The organism is Mycobacterium sp. HUMS_12744610 (assembly GCF_041206865.1).
GTDB classification, from domain to species: Bacteria; Actinomycetota; Actinomycetes; order Mycobacteriales; family Mycobacteriaceae; genus Mycobacterium; species Mycobacterium servetii.
The window spans coordinates 2,766,758-2,779,799 of record NZ_JBGEDP010000001.1 but is presented as its reverse complement, the minus strand read 5'-3'; the positions used below and the strand labels follow the sequence as shown (position 1 = coordinate 2,779,799).

The following is a 13,042-nucleotide window of genomic DNA, read 5'->3' as shown; positions in this document are numbered from 1 at the left end:
GGACCGCTTCTCGAGGCAAGTTAGCCGAGCGGGTGGCCGTACCGGGTCGACCTTCCCGCTCAGTGAGCATTGCCCGCCGCGCGGCCTCACCAGTGCCGTATGGAGCACAGTGCGCCCGTGGGACCCGAGTTCTCGACTTTGGGGCTGTATTGGTAGGGATTTTGGCTGTAGTCGGCCCAGCCGGGCGGGTCGGCGTCCCAGAAGTAGATGTCTGCGTCGACGCGGGTTTCCGCGGTCACGACGTAGGTGACCCGGTGCAGCACCGGCTCGTCAGCGTGCGCGGGCACGCGCGCACCTGCTGTGGTCGCGGTGAGCAATGACGTTGCCAGCCCGACCAGACGCCGCACTACGCATTTGCGCGTGCCGTCCATCATCGTCACCTCGGAGGGGCTAGCCGTCGCCACGAACCCACCGGGGTTCACCGTCGACGGACAAGCAGGTGAGGAACAACCCGTCGGGTGCCTGCGCGACCGAATTCTCGAACCCCTCGCAGTTGGCGTTTTCGTCCTTGATCCCCCGCATCGTCGGGGACCGAAAGTATCTGGGCCCGTACCGCCGCGGGGAGCCGCAGAAGACCAAGCGCCCCCAGGACGTCGTACCGAAGACAAAATGGGCGGTATCCGCGCATGGTGCGCCGAGGACGACGCCCCCTGCGATACCGGGAACGCAGGTGGGGTCGTCACACTCCGATCCCTGGGCCGCCGCCGGGGCGGGAATGCAGGCAGCGAGTGTCAGCACCGCGACCACTACGGCCGTGACCGGAACATCGCTGTGAGCAGGAGTTTTCGTCGCCACTTGTCAACCCGCCTTGACCAGCTTGAAGGGCATGCTGATGAAAAGTGTCCTGCTCCTGCCACAGGAACCGCTGATGCCCGTCGTCTCGTCGGCGCCGGTTAAAACGGTCGACGCCGCGTCGACGGTGTCGCCGTCAGGGTTGGTGGGGGCAAACCTGAAGACCTGAAGGCCGGCGGCGGCCGTCCCGTCGGGGCACGGCTGCCAGTTGTCGACGACGTGCTTGACGAACCAGACCCCGCCGGTCTGATAGATGGGGGCGCGCCAGCCCCAGTCGCTGACCACCGTGCCCGCGCATTCGGTGGGATAACTGCACGTGGTGTCGATGGTCCACGTGCTTCGGATGCTCGGCTCGTCGTGGTAGATGTCGTTGGTCTTCGCCCACTCCCCGTTCGATGTCGCGGTGTACCTGCCGTTGAGACCCCAGCCGTCGGCCGCCCCGGCCGACGGTGCACCAACGATCGTCGCAATCACCGTGGCGGCCGCAATGGGGATACTCGCCAAAGCGCGGAATCGGCGCCCCCTCATGTGGGGAACAGGTCCTTCCACGAACGCCTTCCGGCGTGGGCCACCAGATCCGACTGGCGATACACCGTGCCGTCCGGGCCGGCATAGCGCCCGGTGCGGGGGTCGTAGGTGGCGATGGCAACCGACGGACCGGCTCCTCCCTGGGGTGCGTACGCACTCGGCGCGGCGGCCGGGACCCCTCCGTCCGGGACGGGCGAAGACGGTGGCGGCGGCGTGCCGTCGACCGGCCCGAAGATGTTGTCGTTGAAGCTGGTTCGATCGTCGGGCGGAATTCCCTGCGCGATGAGGTTCGGGTCCATCGGATAGGGGCCGAGCACGTGCTGGCGAATCGCCAGCGGCTCGAAGGGTTTATCGCTGTCGCAGATTTCGACCGTCGGCGCGCGCTTGCCCGGATGCCCCATGCACGGGTAATTGCGGGCGCCGCGCACCCCGATGGGAGAATCCTGCGGCAACTTGCAGTACAAGCCGTCGGGGGTGTCGATCACCGTGGTGTCCTCCGGTGACCGCCACGACGACGGGGGCAAAAAGCCCACGGTGCAAGCCGGCGGGTCATTGATCGTCAGGGTGAAGTCTCCGAGCGAGAAACCGGTCGGATTGTTCTTGGGCACACCGTAGGACTGTGTGGCGGCAATCGTGGGCGGTAGTAACACCAGCAATTGCTCCAGCGAGGGGTGGTAGGTGACGCCGACCTGTCCAAGGGTGGTGAGATTGGCCAACAGCACCGGCAGTGTCGGTTTGGCCTGATTGAACAAGCGTGCCGCCTCGTCGGCCGCCGACGGCGCGGCACGGAGCAGTACCCTCGTCTGTGGGTCATCGGCGACCAGTTGTCCACTGATGCCGGCGAGGCTGCGTGCCCACGTTCGGATGGCGGCGGTGGATTGCGCTTGGCCCTCCAGCAGCGGCTTACTGTCGTCGATGAGTGCCCGCGACCGCTCGGCGTTCGCATTCGCGTCGCCGATGAGCCGCGAAGACGAGTCGAGCAACGATCCCATGTCGTACCCAGACCCGTTGAAAGCCTTGAATGTTTCATCGAGCAGGCCGCTGACCTTGTTCTTCGGGATACTGTCGATGAGCAAGCTGACCTGATCCAACATCGGTCCGACGGCCTGCGGGATCGAAGTCCTGGCCGCGGGGATGACCGAACCGTCTGCGAGATAGGGGCCTGCCGAAGTCACCGGCTGCAGGTCGACGTATTGTTCGCCGACCGCTGAGACGCTGAGCACCGCCGCATGCAGATTCGCGGGGATCTTCGGGGAGGTCTGCAACGACAGCGTCGCGGCCGCGCCGGCCCGCGTGGGCCGCACCTCGGTGACCTTTCCTACCTCCACTCCCCGATAGGTCACGTTGGAAAACCGGTACAGCCCGCCAGTTCCCGGCAATTCGAGCGTGACCGTCATTCGGCCGATGCCGAGCAGGGTAGGCACCTGCAGATACTCGACCACCATCACGGAAATCCCGATCACGGATGCAATCGTGAAGATGACCAACTGGACTCGAACGAAACGTGTCAACATCAGCGGCCCCCGACATCCTGTGGCGGGAAATCGGTTGGCGATGGGACCCGTGCCGAATTGGCTTGCTGAGCCGTCGCCACGGAGCCCGACTCTGGCGGCGCGCCGGCCGTCGGCGGCATCGCCACCGCGCTGGGCGGGGCCGTAAGCGGAGCGTTGAGCGGGTCTTTGGTGAACGTGCTGTACCACGGATCCCCCGGCGCCGGCACCAATTCGGCGCCCTCCTGACCCCACCGGGTGCCCAGCATCAGTCCCCTCTTGAGTCGGGGAATCGTGAAATCGAACGTGATGAACTCGTTCAAATAATCGCCCCTGATTGCACGGTCGATGAAGTTCTGCGGATACGGGTACGTCGGCACGAACCCGAGCACCGTGTCCAGGCTTGGCCCGACATCGGCCAGGGCACGCACCGTCGGCTCCAGGTTTCGCAGATTGGCGACCAGATCGGCATGAGACGAACGGATCACCCCGGTGGCCGTGTCGCTGAACACCCGAAACTTCTCCAGCGCTGTGGTGATCCGCGGCCGCTCTTTGACCAGCACGTCGAGGGCGGGAGGAATGCGGTCGAGCGCCTGGGTGACGACACCGCTTTGTCCGGCCACGGTGCCGGACAGCTTGTTCAACGCGGTAATCGACGCATTGATGTTGTCGCGCTGGGTGTCCAGCAGCCCGACGAAGTCGTTCAGGCGACTCAGCAGATCGCGGATCTTGTCTTCGCGGCCGCCCAGGGCCGCGTTGAACTCGTTGATCAGGCCGCCGACCTTGCCCAATCCCCCACCGTTGACGATGACCGAAAGCGAGGACAGGGTCTGCTCGGTGGATGGGTAGGTCGACGAGCGCTGCAGGCCGATGGTGGACCCGGGCTCGAGTCTCCCGGCCGGCGGTCGGCCCGGTGGCGGATTCAACTCCAGGTGCATGGAGCCCAGCAGACTGGTCTGTCCGACGCTGGCCACCGCGTTGGCCGGCACAATCGCATCCGGGCGCACCGAGATCTCGACGTCGGCGTGCCAGTTGCGGAGGGTCATCTTGCCGACGCTGCCGACCACCACGTCGTTGATCAGCACCGGTGAATTGGATTCGAGGGTGCCGACATTGGCGATCTCCACGTGGTAGGTCACCGCGCCCGGACCGCGTCCGACCGTGCCGGGCAGAGGCAACGAATTCAAGCCGTCGAACGCGCACCCTGTCGCGGTCATCACCACCGAGGACGCGATCAGTGCCATGCGGCGCCACGATGGCGCGCCCCTCATGGCGTTCCGCCCAGGGGTTCAGGCGTTGCGCCCGTCGGCGGTTGTGCCTGCGCAGGCAGCAGCATGTCCTGCAAGTTGGACGGTGACGGCGCCGGTCGCGCGGCGCCGGGTACGCCGGGCGGGACCGATGCACCCGGGAACAGGGCCGGCGACGGGTCCGCCGGCAACCCGCGCGGCGCATAGGCTCCGGGCGGCCCCGGTGGCGAATCCCATCCCGCCGGCGGCGGCATGTCTCCCGCGCCTGTGTACGCCGACACCGCCGGGGGCTCGGAGGGTACGGGCGGAACCCCGCCCGCCCCGCCGGGCGCCAGGTTGGGATCCGAGTAGACCAGATTCCCCGGATCGGGCGACTTCCGCAGATAGGCGTTGAACGGTATCGGCAGGTAATTGAAGTTCATCAGGCGCAAGGCCGGACCGAGGTACTGGGCGCAGAGTTTGCCCGTTTCGGTGGCGGTGGCGTTCTTCACGGCGCCTATCGCCGAGCACACGAGTGCCACCGGGTTGGCGAAGTTCGACATTGCGAATGCTCCCCTGGCTGTTCCGGTATCGGGGTCGTAGATGTTGTAGCCGTTGGCGATTGCGTTCGGCGCCACGTGCAGAACGTTCTCCAGCGCCGTGCGGTTGTCGACGAGGTTCTGGGTCACGTTCGCCAGTCGCCCCAGCTGTTCGGCGGTCTGGTCCCGGCTTTCGGCGATGAATCGCCGCACCTCGCCGACCGCTGAGGACAGGTTGGTGAGCGCGGCGTCCAGGTCGGACCGGTTACCGTCCACGACGTCGCTCACCGTGGCCAGGCGATCCTGGAATTCCACGATCTGGGCATTGCTGTCCCGCAGGGCCGAGACAAAGACCTGCAGGTTCTTGATGATGTCGACGATGTTGCCGCTGCCGTGGGCCAATATCCGTCCGACCTTGGAGAGTTCGGTGATGGTTTGACGGAGCTTGTCCCCATTGCCGGCCATCGCGTTGGCCGCGCTGTCGATGAAGCGCCCGAGCGACGTGGTCGATGCGCCGTTGGCCGGCCCCAACTCCGTTGCCAGCCGCATCAGTTGCGTTTTCACCTCGTCCCATTCGACGGGGACCGCGGTGCGCTCCACGCCGATCACCGCTCCGTCAGCCATGATCGACCCGCCGGATCCATTCGCACCGTAGGCCGGCGTCAATTGCACGTACCGCGCCGCAACGAGGTTCTGCGCCACGATCACCGCCTTTGCGTCGGCGGGTATCGGCACATCGTGATCCACGGCGAGGACCATTTTGGCCTGGGTTCCCTGTGGCTCGATGGATCTGATCGTGCCCACTTTCACCCCGGCGACACGCACCTCGTCTCCGGGGTAGATCGCGGTCGCCGAGCTGAAGTACGCGGTAATGCTTTTCGGCCCGAAGAATTCCTGGCGCAGGATGAATGCCGCGGCCGCAACGAGAAGCGCCACGAAGGTCACCGACAGTGCTCTGGTGAGCCGCGGTCTGCGCGCCCTCATCATCGCCCTCCGGGAATTGCGTTGTGCGGCCAGGGGAATTCTGCCCGCGGGCCTGCATTGTCGGGTGGCTGCCCTGCATTGACGCCCCGGCGGAAGCCGAAGGCGTAATCCAGGAATGGTTGCAGAGCTTGGGCCGGGAGTAGGTTCCCGACGAAGGCATTGTAGTAGAAGCCGTTGTTTACTGATTCGCCCTGGGTTACTTGGTATTTCGCCAAGCCAGCCATGGATTTCGCGATGTTGTCCCGGTTCTTCTCCAACATCGCCGTCACCGAGTTCAGTTTCTGCAGCGTTGGCGCCAGCTCCTTCTCGTTGTCTGCGACCAGGCCGGACAACTGCTGGGCCAGCGCTGAAGTATTGGCGAGCAGATTGACGATCGCATAGCGACGTTGATGCAAGACCCCCAGCAGGTCGTTGGCGTTGAGCAGCAGCGTGTTCACCTGTTGGCTGCGCGCCGACAGGATCGCCGTGAGATCGGCGGCGTTCTTGAGCAGGTTGGCAAGCGACTCATTCCGGTTGTTCAACGATTGCGACAGCCGACTCAGGCCCTCAAACGTCGGCCCCAAGCGCGGCGCGATCCGGTCTATGGTCTCGGCCAATGTGTCCAGGGACCGGTTGAGCGCCGCGGTGTCCGTCCCGGCGGTGTTGTCAGCGAAGTCGCTGACGGCGTCGGTCAGGGAGTACGGCGAGGACGTGCGCGAGACCGGGATGACGTCGGCCGCGTGCATAGCTCCGCCACCTGAGGGTTCCAGAGCCAACATCCGGGCACCCAGCAACGTCCCCGTCCTGATGTGCGCGGTCGTCGTCGATCCGAGACGCACCCTCGAGTCGAGACTGAACGTCACCAACGCCTTTCCGTGGCTGAGTGAGATCTCCGAGACCGTGCCCATCTTGACGCCGGACACTCGGACGTCGTTTCCGGCGGTGAGGCCGCCGGCCTCGGTGAACAGCGCCTGATAGCGCACGGAGGTGGCCATCGACAACAGCTGTTGGGGGTGGAGTCCGATGATGACGACGAGCACGACCAGCACGAAGCCGATCAAGCCGGTCCGAATGAGTTGGCCGCCGCGGTATTTGAGCATCAGGGCTCACCGCACCTTCCGGTATCCTGTTTGATCCAGGGGAATTCGGCGGTGCGGCCCTGAAGGTCGCTGACCCGGATCGATATTCCGCACAGATATTGGTTGATGAAACTGCCGTAGGCGCCGAGCCGTACCAGCTTGCGGTAGTTTTCCGGCGCCCGCTGCAACGAAAGGTCCAGCCGCGCCTTGTCATTGTCCAGCAACGGAGCCAGCCGGTTGAGTTGGTCGATGGTGCCCGCCAGCGGTGCGCGGGCCTGGGTGAGCAGGTCCGCCAACGATGCAGTCCCGTTGTCCATCGCGGTGATGGCCTCTCCAATGGGATCGCGGTCGGCGGACAAGCCCGTGATGAGTCGCTCGAGACGGTCCACCGTCCCGGAGAACTTGTCACCGTCTTTGGCAACCGTCGCGACGACCTGGTTGAGATTGTCGATCAATTGCTGCACGACTTGCCCGTTGTCTGCCAGCGTGTGAGAAAACGAGGAAGTCTTGGCGAACAACGACTCCATGTCGCCACTGCTGCCTTGCAGAATCTGAATCAGCGAGTTGGTCAACGCGTTGACCGCTTGCGGGTTGAGTCCCTGGATCACCGGCTTCAATCCGCCCAGCAGCAGATCGAGGTCCAACGCGGGCTCAGTGCGGTTCTGCGGGATGCGCGAGCCCGGTGGTTCGATCCTGGCGGAGCCAGGCGCATCGATGAGGTCCAGGTAGCGGTTACCGACAAGGTCGAGATAGCGCACCGCGACCCTGGTGGAGGCGGTGAGTACGACTTCGCGGTCGGCATCGAAGCTCACCACCACCGAGGTGTCCGGTTGCAGCGACACGCCGGTGACAGTGCCCACCCGGATGCCCGCGGCGCGAACGGAGTCTCCGGGCTTGAGGCTGGACGCATCGCCGAACACGGCCGAATAGGCATTCGTCGAACCCGTGCGGTACTGGCCGAGGATGGCGAACAGGGCCGCCGTGAGCAGTGTTGTCACGACGGCGAAGACTCCAAATTTGACCGCGGTCGCAGCGCCGCCCCTCATCCTGGCTGCCCGATCTGTGGTGTGTTGCGTGGTGGTCCGTCGATGGGTCCGTACAGCATCTGCTTGAGAGCATCGGAGTTCAACAAGATGCCCTGGTTTCCGTACTGGGCCTGGTTGGCATCGATGTCGGTGACCAGATACGGCGGACGCTGGCCGAACCCAACGTTCGGCAGCCCCATGCACTGCGGACCGCCGGTTGCCGCGACCTTGGGCAGGTTCTGCGGGTAGCGGTACCGCTCGGTGCCAAGCAGGAACGAATCCAGCAAGAGAACACCCGGCACCGGAAGGGGCGGCCCAGTGGCCAGCGGCTTGAGGCCCGCCAGGCCGCAGGTAAGGGCCTGGTTGTATTTGTTTGTCAGCGCGGTGGTGGGCACCAGCAGATGCATGACATCGGCGAACGCCTTGGCGTTCGCGGCCAACACCTCGTTTCCCGTGTCCGCCAGGGCGATCGCACTGATCAGAAGTGTGTCGAGATCCTGTTGTCGGTCGACGATCGTGTCGCTGACCCGGGTTGCGCCATCGGCGATCGCGACCAAATCCGGCGCCGCATCGGCATAAGCGTTGAACATCTTTGGCGCCAACGCGAATTCGTGGCTCAGGGCCGCCAGACTCGGATCGAGTTTGGCCAACAGCGTGTCGAGATCGGCAAGCGCATGGCCTAACTTCTCGCCCCGCCCGCTGAACGCCTGCGCGAGGGCGCCAAGGGCCTCGTTCAGCTTTTCGGGTTCTATCCGCGACAGCACCGATACCAACTGCTGGAAAACGGTGTTTATCTCGACAGTTACATGCTGGGAGTCGAGCACCTGTCCCGCCTTCAGTGATTGCGGCGAGGGGTCCGGCGGCGGTGTCAGCTGGATGAATTTCGATCCGAAGACCGTCGTCGATTCGATGTCGACACGCGAATTGGCCGGAATGAGGTGCAGCCAAGACGGTTCAATCGCCAGGTGTATGGCGGCTCGACCGTCTGGCAGGTTCTCGATCGAGGACACCTTGCCCACCTGCGCACCGTGCAGCTTCACCTTCGCGTCGGGGTTCATCACCAGACCCGCCCGCGGGGACAGCACCGTGACCGGAACGGATTCGACCGCCCCGCCGCGGAATAGGACGATCGCCCCCGCGACGATCGCACCGATTGCGACGACGGTGGCCAACCCCAGCAACGGGCGTACGGCGGAGTTCGACACGGTTTACCCCCTAGCCCGACAGGTTGAAGTTGCCGTTGGCCCCGTAGATGGCCAATGAGACCAGCAGAGTCACCGAGACGACGACGATCAGGGAGGTCCGCACCGCATTGCCCACGGCGACACCCACGCCGGACGGGCCTCCGCTCGCGAAATAGCCGTAGTAGGTGTGGATGAAAAGGATGCCCAGAGCCATCAGCGTTGCCTGGAGAAACGACCACAGCAGGTCGATCGGGTTGAGGAACGTCGAGAAGTAATGGCCATACAGCCCCCCGGATTGTCCCAGCACCACCACCGTCGTGAACTTGCTTGCGACGAACGACAGGATGACCGCGATCGAGTAAAGGGGCGTTATCGCCAGCATCCCCGCGATGATCCGCGTGCTGACCAGGTAGGACACTGGCCGAATTGCCATGCTCTCGAGTGCATCGATCTCCTCGTTGATCCGCATCGCGCCAAGCTGGGCGGTTACGCCCGCGCCAAAGGTGGCCGCCAAGCCGATGCCGGCGACAATCGGTGCCGAGATACGAACGTTGATGAATGCCGCCAAAAACCCTGTCAACGCCTCGATCCCGATGTTGCCCAGCGAGCTGTACCCCTGAATGGCCAACGTCCCGCCTGTTGCCAAGGTGAGAAATCCGACGATGACGACGGTCCCGCCGATCATCGCCAATGTGCCCGCACCCATACTGATTTCGGCAACCAGGCGAACAATTTCTCGTCGGTAGCGGCTGACTGCGAACGGGGCCCCTGCCATCGACTTTGCGTAGAACAGGACATGATCGCCGATCGACCCCAGTGCGGCAACCGGTCTGTTGATCTCGTCCAAAAGGCGCGGATACGCCGCCCGCAACGTCATCGCGTGCCTACTTCGCCGTCATTTGGATTCCGATGGCGGTCACCACGACGTTGATGACGAACAACGACATGAACGCATACACCACCGTCTCGTTCACCGCGTTGCCCACCGCCTTGGCGCCGCCACCGGTGATCGTCAGCCCGCGGTAACAGGCGACCAGGCCCGCGATCAGACCGAAGAGCAGTGCCTTCACCGATGAGATGATGAGTTCGGGAACGCCGGTCAGCAGGGTGATGCCCGCGGCGAATGCACCGGGATTGACATCCTGGACAAATATCGAGAAGAAGTAGCCGCCCAGGATGCCGATGATGCAGACGAGGCTGTTGAGCAGCAGCGCCACCACTCCAGAAGCCAACATGCGCGGCGTCACCAATCGCTGGACCGGATTGATGCCGAGCACTTCCAGGGCGTCGATCTCCTCGCGGATGGTGCGGGAACCCAGATCCGCGCACATGGCCGTTGCGCCTGCGCCCGCCACAATCAGCACCGTCACCATCGGACCCACCTGTGTGACGGCGCCGAAGGCCGCACCTGCCCCGGACAGGTCGGCGGCACCCAATTCACGCAGCAGGATGTTCAATGTGAAACTGACCAGCACCGTGAACGGGATGGCAACCAACAGGGTTGGCATGAGCGAAACCCGTGCGACGAACCAGGACTGGCCCAAGAATTCCCGCCATTGAAATGGCCTTCGGCAAGCGAACTTGCCCGCATCGGCGGCCATCGCGACCAGGCCCCCGATGGCCTCGAGCGGCCCGGCGACGTTGCTGCGGAGCAGCGTAAGCCTCAGTCGCCAGCGGTCCGACGCCATGCTGACCACGCGGACTGACTCCTCTCAGATCGTTACCGTCGCCGCCAACCAGGCTGGCCCTCGCCGAACCCGCGACGGGTTACCCGGCGGCAACCTTCCCGGATGAGTGAGCTGCGTAACACAGCGCGTCCCGCCCACCGGGAGACCCGGCACACGGCGCTGCCGGACGGCCCAGTATCGCTGTGTGACCCCTTACCAGCCGGCGTCCGACAGCCGTGACCCGGAACGTTGCGTGTCCCGGCGGCCGGCAGGTCCGCCGACCACGTTCGGTTCGGGAATGCAAAAGGCTATTGCGGCGTTGGCGCTGACCGGCTGGGCGGCGCTGACGGCCACCGTTGCCTCGCCGGTGGCCCATGCCGAGATGCGCACGGGAAACTACGAGCTACTGATCACCGGAAGATACGACTTCCACACCTGGGTTTGGGCCATCTCGTCCTGCCCCGGCGACTGCGTCAGCGTGCAGGCGATACCGCGACCGGTGGCCAGAGCTTTCGAATACAGCGGTGCTGCCCGACTCACCGACGGCAGATACACGTTGACCGTCGACGTTCCCGACGGTCTCCGCTGCGGCGATGTCTACTACGGCCCCGTCATCCCGACGCGGGACGTCTACTCATGGGATGCGACGACGCTCGTCGGCACGTTGGAGTCGTCGTTCGCGTCGGGGTGTGGTGGTTCGCCAGGCGGAACCCAGAGCTACCCATTCTCACTGGCCCGCATGTAGGTACGGGACTGCCGCTGCACCACGCAAGCGGCGCGCGGCTGTGATCGAGATGACTCCCGATGTGCGGACACCGACCCCGCCCCGGTGCCGGCTGGCGCCGATGATGGAGGCCACCACCAAGCGTGATGTGGAGAGGCACCGAATTGGCAGCAGCAGACGAAGACGACGTGGTCACCTACCAGGTGAGCGCCGGTGTCGCCGTGGTCACCATGAACCGTCCCGACTACCGCAACGCCCAGAACTCGGCAATGACGTATGCCCTCGACACCGCTTTTCAACGCGCCGTCGACGACGACCAGATCGACGTCATCATCTTGGCTGGCGCCGGCGAGCACTTCAGCGCCGGCCACGATATCGGTACCCCTGCCCGCGATCATCACGTGAACTATGACAATCGCGCCGTCCTGTGGTGGGACCACGTCGGAAAGCCAGGCGGCGATCAACGTTACGCGCGTGAGATGGAGGTGTACCTGGGAATGTGCCGTCGCTGGCGCGAAATCCCGAAACCCACCATCGCAATGGTCCAGGGGGCGTGCATTGCCGGTGGACTCATGCTGGCCTGGGTTTGCGATCTCATCGTTGCGGCCGACGACGCCTTCTTTTGCGATCCCGTTGTGCGCATGGGCATTCCAGGCGTCGAGTATTTCGCCCACCCGTGGGCACTGGGACCGCGCTTCGCCAAAGAGATTCTCTACACCGGAGAACGGTTCAGCGCCCAGCGTGCCTACCAGGCCGGAATGGTGAGCCGGGTCGTGCCACGCTCCGAGCTTGCCCGCGAAACCCATAGCCTCGCAGCACGTATCGCGACCATGCCACGCTTCGGACTGGCGTTGGCCAAGCGTTCGGTCAACCAGTGCGAAGATCAGATGGGGCTGCGCAACGGCATCGATTCCGTCTTCGGGCTCCATCATTTCGCGCATGCGCACAACGCGGAAATCGGGATCGGCTCACTCGCCGGCATGAACGCCAAGGCGATGGCCGCGGCATCGGGCGACGAAACGCCCGGCTTTCATGCTTAGCGCCGGCCTGCGCGACGAGCTGGCTGCGGGGTTGTGGCGTGCTGAGTTGAGTCGTGAGCCGGTCGCGCCGTTGACGGCTGTCCATCCTGAGATCGATGTGGTGGATGCTTATGAGATTCAGTTGATCAACATTCGTCGGCGGGTCGCGGGGGGTGCCCGGGTGGTGGGGCACAAGGTGGGGCTGTCGTCGTTGGCGATGCAGCAGATGATGGGTGTCGATGAGCCCGACTACGGGCATCTGCTCGATGAGATGCGGGTGTTGGAGGACACCCCGGTCAAGGCGGGCAAGTACCTGTACCCGCGGGTCGAGGTGGAGGTGGGTTTCATTTTGGCCGCCGACCTGCCGGGGGCGGGTTGCACCGAGGATGACGTGCTGGGCGCGACCGAGGCGCTGGTTCCTTCGATCGAGTTGATCGACACCCGGATCACCGATTGGAAGATCGCGTTGTGTGACACCATCGCCGACAACGCCTCCTCGGCGGGTTTCGTGTTGGGCGCGGCGCGGGTGTCGCCGGGCGAGGTGGACGTCACGGGGATCGAGGCGGTGTTGAGCCGTAACGGCGAGGTGATCGCCGAGGGCCGCAGCGAGGCGGTGCTGGGCAATCCGGTGACCGCGGTGGCCTGGCTGGCCCGCAAGGTGGAAAGCTTTGGGGTACGGCTGCGCAAAGGTGACATCGTGTTGCCCGGGTCGTGTACGCGGGCCATCGACGCGCGTGCCGGCGATGAGTTCGTCGCCGAGTTCACCGGCCTGGGCGCGGTCGGGTTGTCGTTCGAATAGGAGCGTT

14 protein-coding genes are annotated in these 13,042 nt (G+C 64.7%); 3 read left to right on the top strand and 11 right to left on the bottom strand.

Annotated features, from left to right (window positions below; translation table 11 throughout):
• Positions 1–86 precede the first annotated feature (86 nt).
• The 11 genes from AB8998_RS13690 to AB8998_RS13640 are packed head-to-tail and all read right to left on the bottom strand — an operon-like array spanning position 87 to position 10,427.
• Positions 87–404, bottom strand: coding sequence for a hypothetical protein (locus AB8998_RS13690; RefSeq protein ID WP_369738421.1), 318 nt, complete (start codon positions 402–404; stop codon positions 87–89).
• Positions 391–738, bottom strand: coding sequence for a hypothetical protein (locus AB8998_RS13685; protein ID WP_369738420.1), 348 nt, complete (start codon positions 736–738; stop codon positions 391–393). The genes AB8998_RS13690 and AB8998_RS13685 overlap by 14 nt, the downstream gene beginning before the upstream one ends.
• Positions 739–798: 60 nt before the next feature.
• Complete coding sequence (locus AB8998_RS13680) at positions 799–1,320, bottom strand: Rv2253/PknI dimerization domain-containing protein (RefSeq protein WP_369738419.1); 522 nt, start codon at positions 1,318–1,320, stop codon at positions 799–801.
• Positions 1,317–2,834 (bottom strand): MCE family protein, encoded by a 1,518-nt coding sequence (locus AB8998_RS13675; protein WP_369738418.1) that lies wholly within the window; start codon positions 2,832–2,834, stop codon positions 1,317–1,319. Before AB8998_RS13675 ends, AB8998_RS13680 begins: the two co-directional genes overlap by 4 nt.
• Entirely contained in the window at positions 2,834–4,081 is a 1,248-nt protein-coding gene (locus AB8998_RS13670) for an MCE family protein (protein ID WP_369738417.1), read from the bottom strand. Before AB8998_RS13670 ends, AB8998_RS13675 begins: the two co-directional genes overlap by 1 nt.
• The gene (locus tag AB8998_RS13665) at positions 4,078–5,559 is read right to left on the bottom strand and encodes an MCE family protein (protein WP_369738416.1); all 1,482 of its coding nucleotides are present in this window, start codon (positions 5,557–5,559) and stop codon (positions 4,078–4,080) included. The genes AB8998_RS13670 and AB8998_RS13665 overlap by 4 nt, the downstream gene beginning before the upstream one ends.
• Positions 5,559–6,638, bottom strand: a complete 1,080-nt coding sequence (locus AB8998_RS13660) for an MCE family protein (RefSeq protein ID WP_369738415.1) — start codon at positions 6,636–6,638, stop codon at positions 5,559–5,561. The genes AB8998_RS13665 and AB8998_RS13660 overlap by 1 nt, the downstream gene beginning before the upstream one ends.
• Positions 6,638–7,663: an MCE family protein gene (locus AB8998_RS13655; RefSeq protein WP_369738414.1), complete on the bottom strand. Its 1,026-nt coding sequence runs from the start codon at positions 7,661–7,663 to the stop codon at positions 6,638–6,640. Before AB8998_RS13655 ends, AB8998_RS13660 begins: the two co-directional genes overlap by 1 nt.
• On the bottom strand, positions 7,660–8,847 hold the full coding sequence (locus AB8998_RS13650; RefSeq protein WP_369738413.1) for an MCE family protein: 1,188 nt from the start codon (positions 8,845–8,847) through the stop codon (positions 7,660–7,662). Before AB8998_RS13650 ends, AB8998_RS13655 begins: the two co-directional genes overlap by 4 nt.
• A gap of 10 nt (positions 8,848–8,857) precedes the next feature.
• Entirely contained in the window at positions 8,858–9,703 is an 846-nt protein-coding gene (locus AB8998_RS13645; protein WP_369738412.1) for an ABC transporter permease, read from the bottom strand.
• A 7-nt stretch (positions 9,704–9,710) separates the two neighbouring features.
• The gene (locus AB8998_RS13640) at positions 9,711–10,427 is read right to left on the bottom strand and encodes an MlaE family ABC transporter permease (RefSeq protein ID WP_369741562.1); all 717 of its coding nucleotides are present in this window, start codon (positions 10,425–10,427) and stop codon (positions 9,711–9,713) included.
• Between the two features lie 364 nt (positions 10,428–10,791).
• Between AB8998_RS13640 and AB8998_RS13635 the strand changes: the two genes are divergently transcribed.
• The 3 genes from AB8998_RS13635 (at position 10,792) to AB8998_RS13625 (ending at position 13,035) form a co-directional block, all read left to right on the top strand.
• Positions 10,792–11,238: a hypothetical protein gene (locus AB8998_RS13635; protein ID WP_369738411.1), complete on the top strand. Its 447-nt coding sequence runs from the start codon at positions 10,792–10,794 to the stop codon at positions 11,236–11,238.
• A gap of 125 nt (positions 11,239–11,363) precedes the next feature.
• The gene (locus tag AB8998_RS13630) at positions 11,364–12,257 is read left to right on the top strand and encodes an enoyl-CoA hydratase (RefSeq protein ID WP_369738410.1); all 894 of its coding nucleotides are present in this window, start codon (positions 11,364–11,366) and stop codon (positions 12,255–12,257) included.
• Positions 12,250–13,035 (top strand): 2-keto-4-pentenoate hydratase, encoded by a 786-nt coding sequence (locus AB8998_RS13625; protein ID WP_369738409.1) that lies wholly within the window; start codon positions 12,250–12,252, stop codon positions 13,033–13,035. The genes AB8998_RS13630 and AB8998_RS13625 overlap by 8 nt, the downstream gene beginning before the upstream one ends.
• Positions 13,036–13,042 lie beyond the last annotated feature (7 nt).